At 39.7% G+C, this 21,206-nt stretch carries 22 protein-coding genes; 13 read left to right on the top strand and 9 right to left on the bottom strand.

What is annotated here, in order from left to right; genetic code table 11:
• Positions 1 to 118: 118 nt before the first annotated feature.
• Together G626_RS16600 and G626_RS0112205 are read left to right on the top strand one after the other, a co-directional pair.
• Positions 119 to 439 (top strand): hypothetical protein, encoded by a 321-nt coding sequence (locus G626_RS16600; protein WP_022933072.1) that lies wholly within the window; start codon positions 119 to 121, stop codon positions 437 to 439.
• Position 440: 1 nt separating this feature from the next.
• Positions 441 to 800, top strand: a complete 360-nt coding sequence (locus tag G626_RS0112205; RefSeq protein WP_022933071.1) for a heavy-metal-associated domain-containing protein — start codon at positions 441 to 443, stop codon at positions 798 to 800.
• 183 nt (positions 801 to 983) lie between these two features.
• Here the strand turns inward: G626_RS0112205 and G626_RS0112200 are convergent, their stop codons facing one another.
• Positions 984 to 2,351, bottom strand: coding sequence for an MATE family efflux transporter (locus G626_RS0112200; protein WP_196800491.1), 1,368 nt, complete (start codon positions 2,349 to 2,351; stop codon positions 984 to 986).
• A gap of 191 nt (positions 2,352 to 2,542) precedes the next feature.
• Between G626_RS0112200 and G626_RS0112195 the strand changes: the two genes are divergently transcribed.
• Both G626_RS0112195 and G626_RS18145 read left to right on the top strand, forming a co-directional pair.
• Positions 2,543 to 3,136 carry a manganese efflux pump MntP gene (locus G626_RS0112195; protein WP_022933069.1) on the top strand — a complete coding sequence of 198 codons (594 nt, stop codon included), beginning with the start codon at positions 2,543 to 2,545 and terminating at the stop codon, positions 3,134 to 3,136.
• Between the two features lie 81 nt (positions 3,137 to 3,217).
• The gene (locus G626_RS18145) at positions 3,218 to 3,391 is read left to right on the top strand and encodes a hypothetical protein (protein ID WP_022933068.1); all 174 of its coding nucleotides are present in this window, start codon (positions 3,218 to 3,220) and stop codon (positions 3,389 to 3,391) included.
• A 102-nt stretch (positions 3,392 to 3,493) separates the two neighbouring features.
• On the opposite strand, the gene G626_RS0112190 is transcribed toward G626_RS18145, so the two are convergent.
• Genes G626_RS0112190 through G626_RS0112175 form a run of 4 tightly spaced genes read right to left on the bottom strand, consistent with a single transcriptional unit; the run spans position 3,494 to position 6,350 of the window.
• On the bottom strand, positions 3,494 to 4,297 hold the full coding sequence (locus G626_RS0112190; RefSeq protein ID WP_022933067.1) for an NAD(P)-binding domain-containing protein: 804 nt from the start codon (positions 4,295 to 4,297) through the stop codon (positions 3,494 to 3,496).
• Between the two features lie 17 nt (positions 4,298 to 4,314).
• Positions 4,315 to 5,010 carry an aspartate/glutamate racemase family protein gene (locus tag G626_RS0112185; protein ID WP_022933066.1) on the bottom strand — a complete coding sequence of 232 codons (696 nt, stop codon included), beginning with the start codon at positions 5,008 to 5,010 and terminating at the stop codon, positions 4,315 to 4,317.
• 24 nt (positions 5,011 to 5,034) lie between these two features.
• Positions 5,035 to 5,826: a class I SAM-dependent methyltransferase gene (locus G626_RS0112180; protein ID WP_022933065.1), complete on the bottom strand. Its 792-nt coding sequence runs from the start codon at positions 5,824 to 5,826 to the stop codon at positions 5,035 to 5,037.
• Between the two features lie 14 nt (positions 5,827 to 5,840).
• Entirely contained in the window at positions 5,841 to 6,350 is a 510-nt protein-coding gene (locus tag G626_RS0112175; protein ID WP_022933064.1) for an HXXEE domain-containing protein, read from the bottom strand.
• Positions 6,351 to 6,675: 325 nt separating this feature from the next.
• On the opposite strand from G626_RS0112175, the gene G626_RS0112170 reads away from it, so the two are divergent.
• From G626_RS0112170 to eno, 4 genes are all read left to right on the top strand, one after another.
• Positions 6,676 to 7,545 carry a CPBP family intramembrane glutamic endopeptidase gene (locus tag G626_RS0112170; RefSeq protein WP_156003326.1) on the top strand — a complete coding sequence of 290 codons (870 nt, stop codon included), beginning with the start codon at positions 6,676 to 6,678 and terminating at the stop codon, positions 7,543 to 7,545.
• 22 nt (positions 7,546 to 7,567) lie between these two features.
• Positions 7,568 to 8,068, top strand: coding sequence for a PadR family transcriptional regulator (locus G626_RS0112165; protein WP_022933062.1), 501 nt, complete (start codon positions 7,568 to 7,570; stop codon positions 8,066 to 8,068).
• Positions 8,065 to 8,751, top strand: coding sequence for a sister chromatid cohesion protein PDS5 (locus G626_RS0112160; RefSeq protein WP_022933061.1), 687 nt, complete (start codon positions 8,065 to 8,067; stop codon positions 8,749 to 8,751). The genes G626_RS0112165 and G626_RS0112160 overlap by 4 nt, the downstream gene beginning before the upstream one ends.
• 87 nt (positions 8,752 to 8,838) lie before the next feature.
• Positions 8,839 to 10,158, top strand: coding sequence for a phosphopyruvate hydratase (gene eno, locus G626_RS0112155; protein ID WP_022933060.1), 1,320 nt, complete (start codon positions 8,839 to 8,841; stop codon positions 10,156 to 10,158).
• Between the two features lie 67 nt (positions 10,159 to 10,225).
• Here the strand turns inward: eno and G626_RS0112150 are convergent, their stop codons facing one another.
• Both G626_RS0112150 and G626_RS0112145 read right to left on the bottom strand, forming a co-directional pair.
• Positions 10,226 to 10,795: a DUF3793 family protein gene (locus tag G626_RS0112150; protein ID WP_022933059.1), complete on the bottom strand. Its 570-nt coding sequence runs from the start codon at positions 10,793 to 10,795 to the stop codon at positions 10,226 to 10,228.
• Between the two features lie 78 nt (positions 10,796 to 10,873).
• A complete protein-coding gene (locus tag G626_RS0112145; RefSeq protein ID WP_022933058.1) occupies positions 10,874 to 11,293 on the bottom strand; it encodes a flavodoxin in 420 nt (139 codons plus the stop codon).
• Between the two features lie 124 nt (positions 11,294 to 11,417).
• Here G626_RS0112145 and gpmA point away from each other — a divergent pair, with 124 nt between their 5' ends.
• The 4 genes from gpmA (at position 11,418) to G626_RS0112125 (ending at position 16,825) form a co-directional block, all read left to right on the top strand.
• A complete protein-coding gene (gpmA, locus tag G626_RS0112140) occupies positions 11,418 to 12,164 on the top strand; it encodes a 2,3-diphosphoglycerate-dependent phosphoglycerate mutase (RefSeq protein ID WP_022933057.1) in 747 nt (248 codons plus the stop codon).
• Between the two features lie 9 nt (positions 12,165 to 12,173).
• The gene (locus G626_RS0112135) at positions 12,174 to 13,166 is read left to right on the top strand and encodes a helix-turn-helix domain-containing protein (protein ID WP_022933056.1); all 993 of its coding nucleotides are present in this window, start codon (positions 12,174 to 12,176) and stop codon (positions 13,164 to 13,166) included.
• Positions 13,167 to 13,263: 97 nt separating this feature from the next.
• Entirely contained in the window at positions 13,264 to 15,066 is a 1,803-nt protein-coding gene (locus G626_RS0112130) for an ABC transporter ATP-binding protein (protein WP_022933055.1), read from the top strand.
• A 1-nt stretch (position 15,067) separates the two neighbouring features.
• Positions 15,068 to 16,825 (top strand): ABC transporter ATP-binding protein, encoded by a 1,758-nt coding sequence (locus G626_RS0112125; protein ID WP_022933054.1) that lies wholly within the window; start codon positions 15,068 to 15,070, stop codon positions 16,823 to 16,825.
• Between the two features lie 170 nt (positions 16,826 to 16,995).
• On the opposite strand, the gene G626_RS16595 is transcribed toward G626_RS0112125, so the two are convergent.
• Positions 16,996 to 19,659: an N-6 DNA methylase gene (locus G626_RS16595; RefSeq protein ID WP_022933053.1), complete on the bottom strand. Its 2,664-nt coding sequence runs from the start codon at positions 19,657 to 19,659 to the stop codon at positions 16,996 to 16,998.
• A gap of 259 nt (positions 19,660 to 19,918) precedes the next feature.
• Here G626_RS16595 and G626_RS17670 point away from each other — a divergent pair, with 259 nt between their 5' ends.
• Positions 19,919 to 20,266, top strand: a complete 348-nt coding sequence (locus tag G626_RS17670; protein ID WP_022933051.1) for a helix-turn-helix domain-containing protein — start codon at positions 19,919 to 19,921, stop codon at positions 20,264 to 20,266.
• On the opposite strand, the gene G626_RS0112105 is transcribed toward G626_RS17670, so the two are convergent.
• A complete protein-coding gene (locus G626_RS0112105) occupies positions 20,267 to 21,172 on the bottom strand; it encodes an Abi family protein (protein ID WP_022933050.1) in 906 nt (301 codons plus the stop codon). It abuts the gene before it with no gap.
• Positions 21,173 to 21,206 lie beyond the last annotated feature (34 nt).

The following is a 21,206-nucleotide window of genomic DNA, read 5'->3' as shown; positions in this document are numbered from 1 at the left end:
CGTTCCCGTCCGCCTTCGGCGGCCGGTCGGGCTTTGCGGGGTTCCGCTTTCGCTTCATTCTGGGGTTGGCACCCCAGAACGCTTCGCGCCCCTACAATCCCTAACGCTTGAGGTCTTCATGGAAGAACTGTTAAACTTATTAACTGACGGACGTTCTCGAACTATCGAAATGCTTGCCGGCGAGTTAGGCACAACTACTGACGACATTCTGCGCAAAATCGATTTTCTGGAACGTTCAAAAATAATCCGCCGGGTTGCAACCTCTTATCCGCAAGATGAGACTCTGCTCACGGCGGGCAAAAAGCCGGCACCGGTTTGTTCGGGACACTGTACGTCCTGCGCCGGTTGCTCACACGGAAAGGGAAAATCACACTGCGATTCCTGTATGCCAAAAGGTGGCTTTAAGAATATGGGAATCATGTGGGAGGTTATAAAATAATATGGGAACAGCAATCGTAATTTTTGTCTTAGCAATCATCGTGGTATGCGCAATCCTCAGCATCAGAAAAAGAATTAAATACGGCTCAGCCTGCTGTGGCACCCACGATGCTGCGCCAAAGAAAATCAAAGTGAAAGATAAAAACAAGGCCCACTACCCTTACACCTACAATCTCAACGTGGACGGTATGCACTGCAGTAACTGCGCCCGCCGGGTCGAAAATGCATTGAACTCGAAAGATGGAGTGTGGGCTAAAGTTAATCTCGAAAAGAAAAGTGTACTGGTGCGGGCTAAGAATTCTTTGGAAGAATCTGAATTATCGAAAATTATCAGCGACACAGGCTATACAGTTATTTCTTAAGTTTAATTGATTCCTGCGCAAGGGCATGGAGCTGCGCCGAAGGAGGCCCACGCAAGCGAGTGAACTAACGTTAGTTAGTGAGCGAGTGCGGAGGCTGGAGCGCCAGCGGAACAGCGGAACGCCCGACCCGGAGTGGTGGTTGAGCTTGTCGAAACCACCAAGTAGGGATGCGCCCAAATATTTCTAATTTTTCTTAAATCCGGCGAAGGCTTTTATCATCAGGATAATTGCAAGGAGAAGAACTACAAGGTCTGTAATCAGCTGGGCATAGAAGACGCCCTTTACACCAAAGCCTGCGATATGCGGCAAAATCACAACGAGTGGCAGGAAGAGAACAAGCTGTCTTGCGAGGGCCAGAATTGAAGCTCCTCCGGCCTTACCGATTGCCTGAAAGAAAGTAATCGAAAGAATCAGAACACCGTAGCAGATGTAGGCGCCAAAAATTACACGGAGCATTGGCGCACCAGTCTGAACGATGGCTGCATCTGTAATAAACATTGAAAGCATCTTCACTGGGAAGCACATAATAGGAACGTAGAAGAGAAGAGCCACGACGGTTGCAGAAATCATAAAGGTGCGGGTGAAGGCACCAACGCGGTCAAAACGCTTTGCACCGTAGTTTGTACCGATTGCCGGCTGGAAGCCCTGACTGATTCCCCAGAGAGGAATAAAGGCAAAAGCCTGAAGGCTGAGGGCTGCACCCAAAATTGTCTGCCATTCACTGCCGCCCCACTTTGCTGCTGTATTGTAAAGGATTGTCTGCTGAACCATGGACATTACCTGCATAAGCATTGCAGAAACGCCGACTCCCAGTACAGGCTTTACAAGCTTTCCTTCAAAGCGGATTTTGTGAATGCGGACTGTGTCGCTCTTCTTGATAAAATAGAAGAAAGACATGCACATCAAAACAAACTGAGAAATGATTGTTGCAAAGGCAGCTCCGAGAACTCCATTTTCTGCACCGAGCACTTTGATAAGAATCGGGTCAAGAATGATGTTGAGGATGGCGCTGGTTGCCATAATAATCATTGCTTTTTTGAGTTTGCCTTCACCGCGCATAATCATGTTTGTAGACTGTCCGAGGTTTACAAAAAGAGAACCACAGAATACTATGCGGAGGTAGCGGATTGCCTGCTCAAGAACTTCGCCTTCTGCTCCGGCAAGTGTCAAAAGCTGACGTGTAAAAATCAAACCAACTACAATTACGATTGCAGAAAGAAGTGTTACAAATGAAATAAGATTTCCCATTATGCGGTCAACGGTATCTTTGTCGCGCTCACCGATTGCTCTCGAAAGAACCGAAGCAGAGCCCTGACCTATCAAAGTTGCAATTCCACTGTTGATGAGAGTAAAAGGATAAGAAACTTTTACTGCTGTCATTGCAACAGGGCCAACCATCTGGCCTACGAAAACGGCATCCATAAAATTATAGAGCCCTATAACAACCATACCGAGCACAGCCGGTACACTCAGAGTGAGCATTGTCTTAAAGACATTTCCGCTGACTAACATTTCGCGGGTGTCCTGCTTATTCTGCAATTTACTTTTCATATAATGTTGACCTGTCGGCTGATTTTTGCGATAATTCAAAAACATCTTTCAAATAACTTCCATGGGGGAGTAGCTGGCGTTTCTGATTTTCAGAAACGTAACAAGTCAACATACTGGAATCTGAATTGCCGGCTGGCACTTCGATCCTGGCTTGCCTTAAATAGCGAGACTCATGTTTAAGGACTCTTACTATGGAATGGAATCTTATCTTTTTTGTAAACAGCGTTCTGCTTGGCGTTGGTCTTGCCATGGACGCCTTTTCAGTTTCAATTGCAAATGCCTTAAGTGAATCCGCAATGAAAAAAAGCCGCATGTGTTTTATTGCCGGCGTTTATGCTTTTTTCCAGTTTGCCATGCCTATGATTGGCTGGATTTGCGTTCACACGATTGTTGAGTATTTTTCAAAATTTGAAGTTTTGATTCCCTGGATTGCCCTGGCCCTGCTTTTGTGGATTGGCGGCAAGATGATTTGGGAAGCGGTGCATGGGGAAGAAGACGAGGCTGCTGAAGTTGCCGCAAAGCTCACCATCTCTACCCTCTTGATTCAGGGCGTTGCAACTTCAATTGATGCACTTTCTGTCGGCTTTACAATTGCAGATTATGGTTTACTGATGGCACTTGTTGCCTCACTGCTTATCGCCGGCGTTACTTTTGCAATCTGTATGACAGGGTTGCTGATTGGCAAAAAGGCCGGCGACAAACTCGGCGCAAAAGCAACACTGGCGGGCGGACTTATTCTTGTTGGCATTGGAATTGAGATTTTTGTGAAGGGGCTTTTCTTTTAAGTTTTAGAATTTTTGAAGTTATAATTGTCCCGGATTCCGATAAAAACGTAAATATCTTTGTTTTTATCGGAAGAAAATATTTTGAAATTTTGGGAAAAAATATTAACTCCCGATAAAAATAAAAAATCTCCTGTATTTATCGGATTATTTTATAAGAAAACATACGCAGACAAAAGATTTTCAGAAAAATTATTTGAATATTCGGACTATGGTTCCGATAAAAATAGATTTTCTAATGCTTTTATCGGGTTGTAATAAAATATCAGGGACAAAAGAAGACGCAAGTCTCCGATAAACGCGTAAATAAATTATCTTTTATCGGAAGAATGTTGATTTTTCTTTTTGTAAATGTGTTGCCTACTGCAAAAACAGTTCTTCAGCTTTTAGGGCTGTCTGTCTGCGCTTCTCAAGAGTTTTTTCAAATAGGTCTATGGCAATTGCAGGGAACTTTTCGTAAACAACTTTAGTTCCTTCTTCAGTAATACCGCCCTTTGTCGCAACTCTGGTAACCACATCATTAAAGGACATCTTTTTTATAAGCATTAATTCGCCGGTTGAGCAAAGAGTATTTAAAACCATTGAAGCAATCTGGTCTTCCGAAATAGAAGTATGCTCGCGGGCTTTTGAACACAGTACATCAAAAATAGAAGCAATAAAGCCCGGCATGCAGGAAACAAGTTCTGAGCCCATTCCCATTTCATTTTCAGGAAGAAGAATCACATCTCCCATGCATTTAAAAAGAGACTTGAGATTTGTTTTATCATCTTCGCCGGCCTTTTCATTAAAGCAGACCAGAGTCTGAGATTTACCGATTTCAGCGGTGAGGCTTGGAATGACTTTTGCCATTTTATGATTTATGATTTTCTCCATAGATGCAAAAGACACACTTCCATTTAAAGAGACAATCAATGTGTCAGCTTGTACAGATTCAGCAATTTCAGAAAGCACAAGTTTGATATCAAGGGGACGCACACACATAATGACAATATCAACTTTAGATGCCAGTTCAGAATTGCTTGAGCAGATATAAATTTCAGGAGGCAGACTCTTCAGTTTTTCAATAGTTCTGTTATAAACATAAAGTCTGTTATCCTTGTTTTTCGATAATTTTTCAACAAGCATGCTCCCCATGCTTCCATAACCTATAATTCCAATATTCATTAATGTTCTTCCTTGTTTTATAAAGCCAGTTCTATGAGTTTTTTGATATGGATTTCCACTGCATCGAGACAAGGAAGCAGGCAATTATTCTGATTCAAAATCAGCGGCAATTCCGTGCAGCCAAGAATAATTCCTTCGATTCCGTTGCGCTCTTTCATCTTATTGATTATCTGGACAAACTCGGCAAGTGTAGATTCATTTACGATTCCTTTTTCGAGTTCTTCGAAAATTCGTTTTGCAATAAGCTCGCGTTCAGATTTATCCGGAACGAAAACTTCTACACCGGCTTCAAGCAAATCCTTTTTCATATAGTCTTCTTCCATTGTGAAAATAGTTCCAAGAAGGCCTATTTTTTTGATGCCACGCTTTACAGTTTCTTCAGCGACAGTCTTTGGGATACTAACTAACGATAGTTTGGTATCCGACTTTCTCACAATTTCATCAAAAACAATATGCATTGTAACTGCAGTAAGAGAAATAACCTCGCAGCCAGAAGCTTCCAGACATTTTACCTTTTCTGCAAGATAATCAGACAGTGCTTCGTAATCTTTATTACAAACATATTCCCAGGCACGCCGAAAGTTTACGCTTTCAATTGCAATATCAGGCATTGCCTTTTCGCCAGTCAAATTGTCTATCCGAGAATTGAGTTCCTTATAATACATTAAAGTAGATTCCGGTCCTGTGCCACCAACAAGTCCAATTTTTCTCATTATTAAATCCTCCAGAATTTTTGACTATTTCTTCTGCAAAACTGTGATTGCGCCGTAGTGTAAAATATCAAACTTTTCGGGTGCGATTTCGTCGAGGAGAGCACGATGTTCTGCATCCCAGCGGGCGAGCTCTTCCGGATTAAGTGAAGCGCCGATTCCACGGCTTGCTCTTACTCGGCCGTGCCAGCTTTCTTTTGTGAAGGGAACATTAAGGTCGTATTCTTCGTGGTCGATTTTATCAAAATATTTATAAGCAACATCCGGTATCCAGATTTCATGGCGCTTTTCTCCACTGCCAGACCATTTAGGGCTGTACTTCAAAATCATCTCTTCGCTCTTGCCGGCAATTTTATCTTCATACGGGAGCCATGCCATATAAAGAATTACAAGCTTTCCTTTTGGCTTAAGCAAATCAGCTAAAACCGGCATAACCTTTTCGTGGTCAAAATACCAGAAGCACTGGCAGGCTGTAATTACATCAAAGCTTTCTTTTGGGAAATTAAGCTGCTCTGTTGCCGCGGCAATGAAATCAATTTTCATTCCGGCATCAGCCGCCAGAACTTTTGCCTGCTCAATCTGCTCCGGAGAAATATCTGTACCGGTCCACTGAGCGCCGTATTTATACATATTGCGCGGCACAACACCGGTTCCTGTTCCAAGGTCCAAAACCTTCTGTCCTTTTACACAAAGGCCGCGGTCCACAATCTTCTTATAAAATTCTTCCGGATAAATGTCGCGGAACTTTGCATATTCCTTTGAGGTCTTTCCCCAGTCAAAGGCTTTCCCATCATCTATTCGCTTATCTCTGATTTCCATAGGAAATATTATAATTATGCTGTCTTTTTTGTAAACCAGCCCATCAGCTTCTGGGCAATAAAAATATTTACAAAAACAAGGATTGCGCCGAGTGCCATAAAGGCTCCGGCAAAGAGTGCAGAATCTTCAATGCATAAAAGACATTTGCAGATAATCAGGGTGTTTACAGGAAGGCAAATTAAACTTGTGATGCAGGCCGGAATGTAGCGGCGGTAAATGCTTACCTGAATCAGATGAATAAAAAAATGAAGGTCGCAGCCAAGAAAAGCCCCCAGCCAGAGATACCAGAGAAAATTGCGGTCCATAAAATATGCGAGGGCGGAAATTGCAATGCATAAAATGAGTTCTTCGTAAACAGCAAGGGCAAAGCCTTCTGTCGAAAAATCTTTGTAGCGGCGGAGGATAAAAGGAAAGCGCTGCTGGAGTTCTGCGGTGTTCTGTCGTAAAAAGTATTTAAAGCCGATTATTTCTTCCATGTCATGAAACATAAAAATAATCGGAAAAAGCCAGACGTATTCTTTCATAAGACCTCCACATAAGCGACTTAACATGCTGAGCTGTCATTCGTAAACGACTTGTCATGCTGAACTTGTTTCAGCATCTGTTTTGTATTATATACACTTTATAATAGTTAGTCAAAACTAACGCTATTTTTTGAGATTCATACGGATAAAATACAGTAAGTGATGGATTTTATCCGTAGAATTTTTGATTTTTATTCATTCTTGTGTTGGTTTCCGGCTTTATTTACGGATAAATTACACTCAAACTATGTTTTTATCCGTATTTATTAATTACATAGCGGGAAATTTTAGTAAAAATCCCTTTTTTGCGTACGGATAAAATTAAGTGGGTATTAGTATTTATCCGTATGAATACAGATTTTCTCGAATAAACACATCGACTCAAGACGCTTTCATGCATAAAGCCTTGACTTTACTACGTATACGTAGTATTTTAACCCCACAGGAGACTCCTATGAATAGATTTGTCCGATTCAATTTCACAAAAGATACTGCTGTCGCTTTTGGAGCGAGTGCAGTTATGATTTTTCTTAGCCTGATTATGCTTCTCTTTGGCGGGGACTCTTTAATTGATAAAGCCATGTCTTTTATTCTTCGCGACTTGCTTATGATTTTTGGTCTTGGGATCGTTTTTGTTTCGCTCTATGTCGGTAAAAAGGCCGGAAGCCTAAAAGCCCTTGGTTTTACAGGCCAAAAAAATGCCTTGAGCCTTTTGATTGATTTTCTTCTTGCGGCTGGTCTTCTTGCCATGTTTTTGAAAGATGAAAAACCAGCGGGGATTCTCGAAATTAAAAATCTTTATGCCGCCACTTATATTCTGGTTGCGGGAATTTTTGAAATGACTTTTATTTACGGCTACCTTCGGGCGAGCTTTGAAAAAGCCTTTGGAATTATTCCTGCGATTCTTTTGACGGCGGCCTTTTACTCTTTTCATCATGCGGGCTTCCAGCCGGAGTTTTTGCATCTCTTTTTTGTGGGTCTCATGTATTGTTCAGTTTATTACATCACCCAAAATCTGTTGATTATATTTCCTTTCTTCTGGGGTGTGGGCGCCTTGTGGGATGTAATTGTTTCATCGGAAGCGGGAGAGGAAATCAAAAATCTAGAATCTTTTATTATTGCGCTTATAATTTTAGTTCTGTCTGTTGGATGGATTTTTATTTCTAAAAAGAGATTATCGGGTCAAGCCCGATAATGACATATTCGGAGCGATTATTATGTTATCTAAAACTTCAATCGTAATTTGTGGAATGCTTTTGCAGGGTAATATGAATGCTTACGACATGCTCAAAATGATTGACAATATGAACATGCAGTACTGGCATCCAATTGGAGCGACCACGCTTTACGAAAGCTGCCTGCGGCTGGAAAAGAAGGGCTATATTGAAGACACCGGCAAAGCGGATAACAAAACAGTTTATTGCCTTACCGAAGCCGGCCGCTCTGAATTGAAAGCTACAATCTGCGAACTTTTTGAAAGGGTTGATTTTGATTCAGTATGGTTTTGTCTTGCAGTGATGTATTCGGGAATTCTTACGAAAAAAGAACTTGAAGAAGAAAAAATGAAAAGAGCGACACTTCTTGATGAATACGAAAAAGGAACAATTGAAAACCGTGACAAAATGCTAGCTTCAAAAGTCCCCTACATCGATATCTGTGCAATCGACCGGATGATTCAGATAATTCAAATGGAAAAAGAAACACTGAGTAAGCTATGAAAAATATAAAGGACTGTCCTTCCGAACATAATTCGGAATCTAAAGTAAAGATGCTGAAACAAGTTCAGCATGACGATGAAACTGAACTCTATAAAAAACTCGGAGAACTTACAAAAAACAAAGCAGCATGGGAGAACAGTATTTCTGATGTCGCAGCCTTACTGGAATACGATTCCACAAAAATCCAGGCTAAGGCCTTGTGGCTGCTTGGCGAGATGGGACTGCAGCATCCGGAGAAAATCGGGAAGTGGGTCCCGGCAATTTCTGATTTTCTGAACAGCCCTGTCCCGCTGCTCCGCGAACGCGCTCTCAACGCTCTGGGAAGAATCGGTCGTGCGGATTTCAGTCTTATCAAAGCTTACTGGAATGATTTATTCCGTTTTGCAAAAGATGAGGCACCGAATGTCCGATTAAACTTTATCTGGGCCTCAGAAAATATCGCTACGAATACACCGGATATTTACGAAGATTATATGGGTATTTTCGCAGAACTCCTTGCGGACCCAGACGACAAAGTGCGTATGGAAGCGCCGGAAATTTTTCGTGTTCTCGGGAAACGCAAGCCGGAACTCGCAGCCCCTTACATTGATCTTCTTTCAAAAATCTCTGAAAACGACAGCAACCGGGTTGTCCGCATTCACTCAAAAGGCGCAATTAAAGCTTTTCAAAAAGCCACATGTTAGTTAGTGGTTGCTAACATAAAAATAAAATGGTATTATTTCAATCTGTTAGTTGTTGCTAACTGTCAAATTATATAACGAGGTAATATCATGTTAAACAAAGTTGCAATTGCAAATGTAATTGGCCGCGAAATAATTGATTCACGCGGAAATCCTACTGTTGAAGTAGATGTAATTCTTGAAAACGGAGTGCTTGGCCGTGCCGCAGTTCCAAGCGGAGCCAGCACAGGCGAGAACGAAGCTCTTGAACTCCGCGACGGCGACAAGGACCGCTACGGTGGAAAGGGTGTTCTCAAGGCTGTAGAAAATGTAAATAAGATTATCGCTCCAGCCCTCAAAGGCTACAACGTTTTTGAACAGCGCAAAATCGATATGAAGATGCTCAAGCTCGACGGCACTCCTACAAAGAGCAAGCTTGGCGCAAACGCTATTCTTGGTGTTTCCCTCGCCACTGCCCAGGCTGCAGCAAAGGCTCTCAACATCCCACTCTACCGCTATATTGGCGGTGCAAACGCTCATGTTCTTCCGGTTCCAATGATGAACATTATCAACGGTGGTGCTCACTCTGATGCTCCTATCGCCTTCCAGGAATTTATGATTCGTCCGGTTGGTGCTAAAAATGAAAAGGAAGCAATTCGCATGGGTGCAGAAGTTTTCCATGCTCTTGCTAAGCTTTTGAAAAAGCGCGGACTTTCAACTGCTGTAGGTGACGAAGGTGGTTTTGCTCCTAAGTTTGATGGAATTGATGACGCTCTCGATAGCATCGTTAAGGCTATCAAGGACGCCGGCTACAAGCCTGGTAAGGATGTTAAGATTGCCATGGACTGTGCTTCAAGCGAGTTCAGTGTTGAGCGCGACGGCAAGTTCTTCTACAACTACAAGCAGCTTTCAAACGGAACTCCAAAAGATCCAAACGGAAAGGAACTCTCTGACGACGAGCAGATTGCTTACCTTGAAGAACTCATCACAAAGTATCCAATCGATTCTATTGAAGATGGTCTTGATGAAAACGACTGGGAAGGCTGGAAGAAGCTTACTGCCCGTATCGGCGACCGCTGCCAGCTTGTAGGAGACGACCTCTTTGTAACAAATGTTAAGTTCCTTGAAAAGGGAATTAAGATGGGAGCAGGTAACTCAATCCTCATCAAGGTAAATCAGATTGGTTCACTTACAGAAACTCTTGAAGCAATTGAGATGGCACACCGCCACGGTTACACAACAGTAACTAGTCACCGCTCTGGAGAAACTGAGGATACAACAATTGCAGATATCGCAGTTGCAACAAACTCTGGCCAGATTAAGACAGGTTCAATGAGCCGTACAGACCGTATGGCAAAATATAATCAGCTGATTCGCATTGAAGAAGAGCTGGGGGAGGCTGCAGTTTACGGTTATAAGAAGTTAAGATAAACACCCTAAAGATTTTTAAGTCCTATTATAATATCCGCCCGGTTTCGTTGAAATCAGGCGGATTTTTTTAGGCTACGGTTTTTAAGGTTTGATATTTTGTAATAATCTGATTAATAGAATAGCCTTCGTCGTACCACTTTTTGCACAGCCTGCTGCATTCAGTAAATCTGCAGTGACAGTCTCTGGCCTTGTCTACATCAGAATAAGATTTCCAGCAACCGCAGTATTTACAGTCGTGCCCCTGGTGATTTTCAAACTCAATAACATCCTCTACAGGATATCCCAGAATTACTCCTACCTCATGAGGAAAACCTTCATTCTCAATCATACGGGAAAGCAGTTCCTCTACGAATTCAAAGACGCTTCCTGTATGATAACCTTTTTCAGATAAATAAGCCTGAACAAAGACATCATCTAAAATCTTTCTACACCAGCAAACATTCAGAAGAAGAATGGCTGTGGAAGTTTCTGATATTTGAGCCGAAAAAAACATAAGTCCCTGTTTGAAAAAAGTATTTTTCCAGGACTCATACTTATCATTTTCAAAATCTTCATTTTTTACAAAGAAAAGATTTCCGGGTTTTATATTACAAAAGGTTGGTGAACTTGATTGTATTATTATCTGATCGAAACTCATTTTTAAATCCTCAAAAGAAAAAGCCGCCTGGCCATGACATAAACCAGGCGGCTCAAAATATATTTATTTTATAAGAGCCTATTTTATTGCAGCTGCAGCCCAAGCCTTGCACTGTTCTACATCTGCTTCTTCTGGAGTAAGATGAACCATAAGAGGTTCTGCGGCACTTACTGCACCTGCATTAGTCAAGCGGTCATTCCAGTCGCGAAGCCACTGACCATCACCCCAGTCATATGAACCAAAGATTCCAACTTTTTTTCCGTTGAGAGAACCTTCGATTCCTGTATAAAATTCTTCCATAGTGTCTTCAAGAACTTCATCGCCCATTGCAGGACTTCCAAGAAGAATTACATCACATCCTGTAACAGCTGCCTTATCAGCACTGTCTGCTGTTCCAAAAACTACCTCTGCACCCGATGCCTTACAAGCTTCATTTATTGCATTTGCCATTGCTTCTGTGTTACCAGTTGTACTGGCGTATATAACTGCTACTTTCATTAAATTACCTCGTTTATCATTCAGTATGTTAGTATTGACTAACTGCTTCAGAATATATATTGTATTTATAAGTTAGTCAATACTAACTCATAAAATTTTTAAATTATTTTTCGAGGCAAAAGAAATGACAAAATTAGTTTTAGTTCGCCACGGCGAAAGTGAATGGAATAAGCTTAATCTTTTTACAGGCTGGACAGATGTAGAACTTTCCGACAAGGGACGCAGTGAAGCCGCTGCAGCAGGCAAGCTCTTAAAGGAAGAAGGTTACGATTTTGATATCTGCTACACTTCTTACTTGAAACGTGCAATCCACACCCTTAATGGAATCCTTTGTGAGATGGACAGAGAATGGCTTCCTGTAATCAAAACCTGGAAGCTGAATGAGCGCCACTATGGTGACCTTCAGGGAAAGAACAAGGCAGAAGCAGCAGAAAAGTTTGGCGAAGATCAGGTAAAAATCTGGCGCCGCTCTTTTGATGTAAAGCCACCGGTACTCGCAGATGACGACCCTCGCTCTGCTAAAAATCAGGCAATGTACCGCGATGTAGATCCAAGCTTCCTTCCACAAAACGAAAGTCTTGAGACAACAATTGCCCGCGTAGTTCCATACTTCCTCGAAGAAATCAAACCACAGATGAAGGCCGGAAAACGAGTAATCATAGCAGCCCACGGAAACAGCCTCCGCGCTCTGGTAAAGTATCTGGACAACCTTACACCGGAAGAAATCCTCGAAGTTAATATCCCAACCGGTACCCCACTTGTTTACGAGTTCGACGACAACTTCAAGGTAATCAAACACTACTACCTTGGCGACCAGGAAGCAATTGCCGCAAAGATGAATGCAGTTGCAAATCAGGGAAAGAAAAAATAAGGTTACGGAATGAACAATCAGATTATCGTTCCAAACGTTTATAATTCTTCTCCAGATGAATTCTTTGATGGCAGCGCCTATATTCCAAGAGAGATAGGCGATCTTAAGCTGTTACGCAAGGAATGTCGTAATCAGATTGTTTATTATGACTGGAATCTAAGTTTTAAGGATAAAACTTTTGCAAGTCGTCCGGATAATTTCGGGAAAGATGAGATTCAGATTATCTTCAACATCAACCAAAAAATTGACTGGCAGGTAGACAGCGCGCATGAAGCTGTCAGCATGCTGCCGGGCGAGGTTTGCGTTTTCAGAAATAAGAATTACGCAACCTCTATGAATTATGAGGGAGATAAAAAATTTCAGTTTAAGAGTCTTCAGATGACAACTGATTTTTTTGAAACTCTTCTTTCCCGCTATTTTGAATCGGATAAAATCGAAATGGGAAAATCTCTTTTTCTGACCCATGTAACAAAGACTGCAATAACAGCAGACATGTTCAAAGTTCTTTCAGAGATTGACAGTGCAGAAAAATATCACGAGTTCAAGGGTGTTTACGTCGAAGCAAAATTGATTGAACTGATAGCACTTGTTCTGCACGGAATCTTTTATAACAAAACTTCCCTGATAGAACGCAATAAAGATATGGCAGAAGGAAGCCAGTCTGATATTGCTCAGATAGAAGCCCTGCATCATCGTATTCAATTTAATCCGGCAGACGATTACAAAGTTCACCAGCTCGCAATAAATCTTTCCATGAGCGAAAGCAAACTTACCCGTCTTTTCCGTTCTCTATACGGAACATCAATTCATCAATATATACAAGACCAGCGTCTGGAAAATGCAGCCCGCCTTATTTCCAGTAAAGAAGTGAATGTTTCGGAAGCAGCCCTGCAGAGCGGCTACACCAATATGGGCTGGTTTTCAAAAGAGTTTCAGAAAAAGTTTGGGCTTTCACCAAAAAAATATTCAATGATGAAAACCCCTGTTACTGAAAACTGTTAGTTTTCTCCCGATTTTTAGTAGAAATCAACATTTGCAATAAATTATACTCTATACAAGTTAGTCACTACTAACAATAAAAAGTTATTTCGGAGGCCCTATGTTAAAATCTGTAGCGCCGTATATTGGTAAATATAAAAAATATACGGTCATTGCGTCGGTGCTGACAACGCTTGGAATTATTGCCAACGTAGCACCCTATTTCTTTTTGTATCAGCTGATACTTCCGCTTACAAGACATCAGCTGCCGGACTTTCATTTTGTGGTGGTTCGTGTTTTATTGATTTTTGCCTGCCTTGCTTTTTATGCAATCTCCTACACGACAGGCTTATGTTTTTCTCACGTGAGTGCCTATAACACGCTGAAAAATATTCGCATCTCTCTAAAGTCAAAGCTCGAAAATCAGCCTCTGGGAAACATCAAGGAAATGGGAACTGGTCAGATAAAGCGCGTTTTTACAGACGACATCGACCAGATTGAGCTTCTCCTTGCCCACGCCATTCCGGAGGGAATTGCAAATCTTTTAGTTCCCCTCATCGTGATAATCGCAATGTTTATAGTTGACTGGCGCCTTGCACTTTTGACTCTCGCAATTATTCCTGTCGGCGTTTTTGCAATGTCCATGATGATGAAGGCCGGAATGTCAAAAATGGGCGCTTATTACGAGTCTGCAAAAAAGATGAACAACACAATCATCGAGTATGTAAACGGAATGGAGGCCATTAAAGTTTTCAACAAAGACGGAGATTCCTTCCGCCGATTTGGGGATGCAGTTCGCGGCTATCGTGATTTTACGCTGGCCTGGTATAAGGTCTGCTGGCCATGGATGGCAGTTTATAATTCAACACTTCCTTGTCTGGCTTTTTTTACCTTGCCGATTGGAGCCCTTCTTGTTTTGAACGGTACAATTGATTTGAGCCAACTGCTTTTAGTTTTGTGCATGTCCTTTTCGATTGGTTCTTCAATTCTTCGTGCCCTCAGCTTTGGCGGAAAGATTCCTCAGCTGGATTATAAAATTGCCGAGCTCGAAAAGATGATGAATGGCGACGCAATAAAGCAGGGAACTCACGGCTTTGAAGGAAAGAATTATGATATTGAGTTTAAGGATGTGAAGTTTAGTTATAAGAAATCTGCGGTGGTTGAGCCCGTCGAAACCACCAATGAAGAAAAGTCTGCAGTAGTTTCGACAAGCTCAACCACCGTATATTCTGAGGTCTTGCATGGAATCAATCTCACCCTCAAGCAGGGCACAACCACCGCTCTCATCGGTGAATCCGGAAGTGGTAAGTCTACCCTTGCAAAACTCCTTGTTCATTTTTACGACCTGGATTCTGGCAGCATAAAAATCGGCGGGCAGGACATTACCGACATGTCAATCGAAGCCCTGAACAATCAGATTTCTTATGTAGCTCAGGAACAGTTTCTTTTTAATACCAGCCTTTACGAAAACATTCTGATAGGCCGGCCAACAGCCACCCGCGAGGAAGTTTTAGACGCTGCCCACCGTGCCCAGTGCGACGAGTTCCTTGCCCGCTTCCCAAAGGGAATTGACACAATGGCAGGAGACAGCGGCAAGCAGCTTTCCGGTGGAGAGCGACAGCGTATTTCTCTTGCCCGTGCAATTTTGAAAAATGCACCGGTTATTGTGTTAGATGAAGCTACCGCATTTATGGATCCAGAAAATGAAGAAAAGATGAACGCTGCGATTGCAGAAATTGTAAAAGATAAAACTGTAATCGTAATTGCTCACAGGCTTTCTTCAATCAAAAATGCAGACAAGATTTGTGTTCTTAAAGCAGGTAATGTTATTGCCGAAGGTACACACGAAGAATTAATGAAGAACTGCGAAGAGTTCCAGAAGCTGTGGGCCGCAAGCACTCAAGCTGCTGAGTGGAGGATTTAAAATGAAAAAACAAAATAAATCTATGATTTCGATGATGCATCGGCTGGTGGAATTTTGCGGAAAATACAAGGTTCCGATCCGCGTGTCTTACCTGCCGGGCTTTCTAAAAGGCCTTGTAATGAAGTCGCCGCTTATGGCTTCTTTCTTTCTGGCCTGTGATTTTATGGCTGGCAGAATGACTAAAAAAAGCTGCCTTATTTACGGACTGATTATCCTCACCTGTGTGATTCTTCAGGCTGTAATGCAAAATATAACGGACCGTCTTCAGTCGGCTACCGGCTTTAAGGTTTTTGCAGACAAGCGAATGGAAATGGGCGACCGCTTCCGTAAGCTTACCATGGGCTTCTTTACCGAGGGAAACATCGGTAAGGTGAGCAGCGTTCTTGCAACCGACATGAACTTTATCGAAGAGAACTGCATGATGGTTCTGGAAGAGCTTGTTGGCATTATGATTTCGCAGGGACTTATGATTGCCTTTATGTTCTTTTTGAGCTGGAAGCTGGGACTCACTGCTCTTGCCTGCCTCCTGCTCGTAATTCTTTTTGGAAACATTACCACAAGAATTTCAATTTCACATTCTATGCTTAAGCAGAAAACCGCAGAAAAAATGACCAGTGCAGTTCTGGAGTTTGCGGAGGGAATTGGAATTATCAAGACCTTTAATCTGCTTGGAGAAAAATCAAAAGAAGTGAGCAGGAGCTTTGAAGAAAGCTGTAAAAACTCAATTGGTTTTGAAATGGCTTATGCTCCATGGTGGGCGTCTATTCTAATTTCTTATGGAATTGTAACTGCTCTTACACTTTTTGTTTCCGCACTGCTCTCTTCAAAGGGTATGATGACTAATGAATATTTTCTTGGAATGGTGCTTTTTGCTTTTGATTTGTTTGCGCCAATAAAAGCTTACTACGGAAACATTGCCCGCCTTACAGTAACTGATGCCTGTCTGGACCGTATTGAAAGTGTTTTTGATAAGGCAGAAATTGTAAATGAAGGTAAAGATACTTTGATGTCTTCGGAAGAAGCAGCTCGCAAAGGTCTGCCGGAAATCTCTTATCAGAATGTTAGTTTTGCCTACGGTGATAAGGAAGCCTTACACGGTATTAATTTTGATGCACAAAAAGGCCAGATGATTGCCCTTGTTGGTCCTAGCGGCGGCGGTAAATCTACAATCGCAAATCTTCTTGCCCGCTTCTGGGATGTAAAAGATGGCTCTATAAAAATCCGTGGAACAGATATCCGCGATGTTCCAGTCGCAAATCTTATGGATAATATCTCAATGGTATTCCAGAGAGTCTATCTTTTCCAGGATACAGTTTTCAATAACATTGCAATGGGTAGAACAAACGCTACCCGCGAAGAAGTTATTGAAGTTGCAAAAAAAGCCCGATGTTATGATTTTATCATGAAGTTGCCAAACGGCTTTGATACTGTGATTGGTGAAGGCGGAGCAGATTTGAGTGGCGGTGAACAGCAGCGTATTTCTATTGCCCGCTGTATGCTCAAGAATGCGCCAATCGTAATTCTAGATGAAGCTACTGCCAGCGTAGACGCCGATAACGAACACTTTATTCAGGAAGCAATTTCCGAACTTTGCCGCGGCAAAACTCTGATTGTAATTGCACATCGTCTGAACACAATCCGAAATGCGAATAAAATTCTTGTGATTAAGAATGGTCAGATTGTGGAGAGTGGTTCTCACGATGAGCTGATTGCGGCCAACGGCGAATATGCGCTGATGGTTAGTAAACAAACTGCTTAGATTAAATATGGCGTTCCCGCCGTGTCCTTCAGCCACGGCGGTCGCTATGTTCCGGGTTCCGCTTCGCTCCAGCCTCCGCACTCGTCCGTTCGCAAAGCTCACTTCCTCGCTTGCGGTGGCCAGCTTCGCTGCCCTGCACAGCGCTAACGCATAATTGCAAATATAAGAAGTTATGATTCTGCGATTTTTAATACACCGTAATTTGGATTTTGGTGATAATTTGTTTTATCATTTGAAAAAGCTTGTGATATAACTGTTTTTCTCAAACCATTCATAAAATTATCAATAAAATCAAAATCTATTTTATTATCTTTTTTACAAGGTAATAAGACACACATAGTTTTTGCAATATCTCTATTAAATTTCATAACGTAATCAAATTTTCTGTCTGCTTGATTTCTAAAACTTGTCGCAAAAAATAATAAAGAATTCTCATTCCATTTATGTTCTTCTGGATATAAAGCATACAATCCTTGTACATGAGAATAACCAATAAAGTCATATGGCTGATAAAAAATTGTTTTTGTATCTGTAGTATCAGAAAATGTTATCATATTTCCTTTTTCAGTAGGAGAAAGATCGACAAATTTTCCTATTCCATTATTTTCACTAGAATTAGCAAGAACAGGTACTGTCCCAGATGTTTTATGCAAAACTCTATTAGTAAATTTATAAGCCGCAGTTGGATGTATATCAAATAAATCTTTACCAATTTCAAAAGATTCAAAATGAACTGATTCATTCATATACAATTCTATTGCATTCTTTTCCTCTCTTGTAAGTGTAGTATTTGAAAAAAGTGACAATTTTAATTTATCATCAATATTTCCTTGAATGATATTTGAAATTTTCCATGTCAAATAGTTTTTAATATCTCGTTCAAATTCTTTAATCTCAGGTTTTTCTTTTGCTTTTATATGTTGAGAAAAACACCAATCATTTCCCTCAAAAGTTATAGTATCTTCGATATATTCATTTTCTGAATAAATATTTAAGTATTGCTTTCCATACAAAACAAGATTTACTAATTCTTCATAACGACCTTGAACGTTATCAACGTCTTGTAGATTAACATCTTGATTCTTTGCTTTCTTTTTTGTTAATCTTGCATAACCATCGTTCGAAAAATCTATAAACTTTACAATCTGATTTTTATTATGTGGTATGCCAATATCAAAAAGAAAAATCGCTGTTCGTACAGATGCCTTTCCCTTGAAAATATCTGGCATTCTTATACTAGCTAATAAAGTATTGTTATTTAATAACTCTTTTGTATACGGCAATCCCTGTCCATTTCCTGCACTCTCATGGATTAATATAACAGCTTTTCCTGAACTCATTTTTTCCAAAGCTGCTTTTACAAAATTCAAGCCTTTTCCATCTTCTGAGTATGGAGGATTTAATAAAAAGACATTTGCAGGAAACGCTTTTCCTTTCAATTCACCCTGTTCATAATTACCTTCAAATTCTGTTAAACTATTCTTATGAACAATATTTGATGAGCCATCTCCCATGAGAATCATATTTAAGACTGCAAGAAGATATATATCAGAACGTTTTTCTATACCTAAAAGTTGTTCTTCCTTAATTTTTTTTATTGCTTTCTTTAATTCTTTTGGGCTCTTAATTTTTTCTTCTGCATCTTTAATCATTAACTTCATGGAAGAAACCAAAAATCCTGCAGATCCAGCAGCATAATCCCAAACATAACTTTTTCTATTTACCTGAGCCAATTTTGCCATTAATTCTGTAATATAACGAGGCGTTAGAACTACATCGTTTTTATCACTGTCAGGTATTTCAACCCATTTGTTTAAAACATTAAATAATTTTCCAGTAAAATCTAAATGTTTTGCAGAAGTAAAAATAGGCATTAATTCATTTTTCACAATAGTATATACACTTTTTAATTTACTTTCCCCATCAATTGGTTTCCATAAATCAGAATAAATAAATACTCTAGAAAGATCATTTATAATCATTGCCTTTTTTTCTGATGGAAGATTTTTTTCCTCTAAAAATGAGCCTATTTTATTTATAATTGTAAATCCATCATTATTGTTTTTTCCTGTTTCACCTTTTAACTCATTGATTTCCAACGGCATTACTTTTCCTTCTACGCCAAGTCCAGCCATTATCATTCCTGAAACTAATTCAACCCTAGAACCGACAGAAATCTGTAAAACTCCTTGCATTATCTCGTTTAAAGAATTTAATCTTTTTTCAATTTCGTTTTCAAACTCTTTCGATTTCTGTTCTATTTCATTTGATGTCAACTTTAAATTATCAATTTTGTCTATTAACAAATCTTCATTTTCTTTTAATAAAAAAGACAAATCAGAATAATCATCTATCTTCTTTGGAATCCCATAATTATCTTTAGAAACATAATAAACACCAAATTCTGTTTTTATAGCAGACGATTCCTCGTATCCATTCATTCCAATCGCAATCACTTCATTATAGCAATTGGAAAAAGAAATAATTGCATTAGCATAATGAACCGCACCATTTACAGCAAATTTTTTTATATTATTTACATTCGGAGTCCCATCTTTTTTCGTATTTTCTATTACTCCATTTGCCTCTTTTATTAAAACGCCTTTAGTACCTTTTACTTCAATCATGACAGGAATACGTCTTAATGATTTTGTTTCAAGAAGCAATTTTATATCTGGATAGTTTGGTCCATCGCCTCCTGATTTCGAGGGAGCTGATTTCAAGGCATTCTCAATTTCAGAATTAATAAAATCTGTTTTTGTATAATAATGTAATGATGCTAATTGTTTCTTAGCAATATCTTCAATTTTTTCTTCAATGCTTTTTTTTGACATACAAAAATTCCTTTACTTTTCTATATTTGTTTGTCCGGAGTTAGTTTTCAAATTTTTTAAGATTAAGATTCTTGGACAAACCAAATATTTTAATTATCCACATAGCATTTCTATATTGATAAATAATAAAAACAAGTTTTTTAATTAAATAAATGATTAGATTTTTTTCTCTTAACCATATTTGATTTATTATATCATCACTAATCTTATCTTGCAATTAAACACAGTTTACTAATCAAAAAAGGTTAGAATAATTTTTATGGGATTTAGAGAAAATCTTAAAGATGAATTGACTTTTAGAGATATTCAAACAAAAGAGCTTGCTGCAAAAACAGGAATCAGCCTTAATACATTGAATCATTATCTTGTTCAAAAATCTGCAAGTCCTTCCGCCGAAAACGCCGTAAAGATTGCAGCCGCCCTCGGAGTAAGTGTTGAATATCTTGTAACTGGTAAAGAAACTAATCCTAAAAATCAAAAAGATTTCTCAGATGAAACACAAGCCCAGGCTCGCCTTTATAAAAAATATCATACATTAATCCAAAAGGCAGAAAAGTTGACTAAAGAACAGATTGCGGCGCTGGAAAATTTTCTGGAGATGATTTAATCAAAAATACTTTTTCCAATCTGAAGGAAAGCCCATCATATTAAGTTGTGTTTTTGATACGTTTCGAAGTATTTTTCTCAACTTCTTTTCAAATTTGAATTCTGGATTACATATCGATAGCAGATTTCTGATTATACAAATTGATGCATAAACCTTTGTATTATTTGGCCAACTCATCACAAAAGACTTATCTGCACATCGTAAAAGTGGCATTGCTTTATATGGAAATACTCTACTAAAAAGTCGTGAATGATGTGCACAGATATTACGAACTGTATTTACATTCTTAAGCCAGCCTGAAAACGTATCGTAATCTTTACGGTCTGTTATGTGCCAATAATTACAGATTGCATTTTTTCCAATATCTTTATATTTGATATTTTCAAAATAACGTGAAAGTGAACCAAAGGTTGTCGTTTCAAAAATCATCCAAGCAGGAGGCTCTTTTGAAGTATCATAATTGTTTTTGTAATGTTGTACAAATAAATCATTAGAACGGTTCCAGTTTTTCAATAAATCAGCATGGTCTTTTAACAACTTCGTTGTATCGCGAAAAAGAGATGTATCACTATACCAGTTTGCACCATGAGTAATAGACATTTGATAAATAAGTTGTGTTCGCAATGTAATTTCAATCTTACCAATTGAAGCAAAAAGTAAATGTCTTATTTTTTCATCAAGTTTATAATCTGCTGAGATTGTTTTCCAAGCATTATTAATAATAAAACGATCATTATTTAATTTATCTTGATATGGGAATGCATATCCCGAAATACGATAATAGCTTGTACGCTCAAGTTCCTTTAATAATTCAGAAGTCTTTATTCCAGATAGATTACGACTGTAAAGGAGTTTCGCCTGATCTTGTATTTTAAGTGCAGGTTTAGTGTAAATTGGTTTTGCCAAAGAAAAACTCCTTTAAAAAAGATAACCCCGCATG

The sequence above is a fragment of the Treponema bryantii NK4A124 genome (assembly GCF_000421345.1).
Lineage (GTDB): Bacteria > Spirochaetota > Spirochaetia > Treponematales > Treponemataceae > Treponema_D > Treponema_D bryantii_B.
This window is presented reverse-complemented; position numbering and strand designations above follow the sequence as displayed.

What these genes read in the sequence shown, in the direction of transcription:
- G626_RS0112135 (WP_022933056.1), top strand. Translation starts at nt 12,174, where the DNA reads ATGAACAATCAGATTATCGTTCCAAACGTTTATAATTCTTCTCCAGAT.
- G626_RS0112190 (WP_022933067.1), bottom strand. Translation starts at nt 4,297, where the DNA reads ATGAATATTGGAATTATAGGTTATGGAAGCATGGGGAGCATGCTTGTT.
- G626_RS17670 (WP_022933051.1), top strand. Translation starts at nt 19,919, where the DNA reads ATGGGATTTAGAGAAAATCTTAAAGATGAATTGACTTTTAGAGATATT.
- G626_RS0112195 (WP_022933069.1), top strand. Translation starts at nt 2,543, where the DNA reads ATGGAATGGAATCTTATCTTTTTTGTAAACAGCGTTCTGCTTGGCGTT.
- G626_RS0112175 (WP_022933064.1), bottom strand. Translation starts at nt 6,350, where the DNA reads ATGAAAGAATACGTCTGGCTTTTTCCGATTATTTTTATGTTTCATGAC.
- G626_RS0112185 (WP_022933066.1), bottom strand. Translation starts at nt 5,010, where the DNA reads ATGAGAAAAATTGGACTTGTTGGTGGCACAGGACCGGAATCTACTTTA.
- G626_RS0112130 (WP_022933055.1), top strand. Translation starts at nt 13,264, where the DNA reads ATGTTAAAATCTGTAGCGCCGTATATTGGTAAATATAAAAAATATACG.
- G626_RS0112150 (WP_022933059.1), bottom strand. Translation starts at nt 10,795, where the DNA reads ATGAGTTTCGATCAGATAATAATACAATCAAGTTCACCAACCTTTTGT.
- G626_RS0112125 (WP_022933054.1), top strand. Translation starts at nt 15,068, where the DNA reads ATGAAAAAACAAAATAAATCTATGATTTCGATGATGCATCGGCTGGTG.
- G626_RS16595 (WP_022933053.1), bottom strand. Translation starts at nt 19,659, where the DNA reads ATGTCAAAAAAAAGCATTGAAGAAAAAATTGAAGATATTGCTAAGAAA.
- G626_RS0112180 (WP_022933065.1), bottom strand. Translation starts at nt 5,826, where the DNA reads ATGGAAATCAGAGATAAGCGAATAGATGATGGGAAAGCCTTTGACTGG.
- G626_RS0112160 (WP_022933061.1), top strand. Translation starts at nt 8,065, where the DNA reads ATGAAAAATATAAAGGACTGTCCTTCCGAACATAATTCGGAATCTAAA.
- G626_RS0112205 (WP_022933071.1), top strand. Translation starts at nt 441, where the DNA reads ATGGGAACAGCAATCGTAATTTTTGTCTTAGCAATCATCGTGGTATGC.
- eno (WP_022933060.1), top strand. Translation starts at nt 8,839, where the DNA reads ATGTTAAACAAAGTTGCAATTGCAAATGTAATTGGCCGCGAAATAATT.
- gpmA (WP_022933057.1), top strand. Translation starts at nt 11,418, where the DNA reads ATGACAAAATTAGTTTTAGTTCGCCACGGCGAAAGTGAATGGAATAAG.
- G626_RS16600 (WP_022933072.1), top strand. Translation starts at nt 119, where the DNA reads ATGGAAGAACTGTTAAACTTATTAACTGACGGACGTTCTCGAACTATC.
- G626_RS0112200 (WP_196800491.1), bottom strand. Translation starts at nt 2,351, where the DNA reads ATGAAAAGTAAATTGCAGAATAAGCAGGACACCCGCGAAATGTTAGTC.
- G626_RS0112145 (WP_022933058.1), bottom strand. Translation starts at nt 11,293, where the DNA reads ATGAAAGTAGCAGTTATATACGCCAGTACAACTGGTAACACAGAAGCA.
- G626_RS0112165 (WP_022933062.1), top strand. Translation starts at nt 7,568, where the DNA reads ATGTTATCTAAAACTTCAATCGTAATTTGTGGAATGCTTTTGCAGGGT.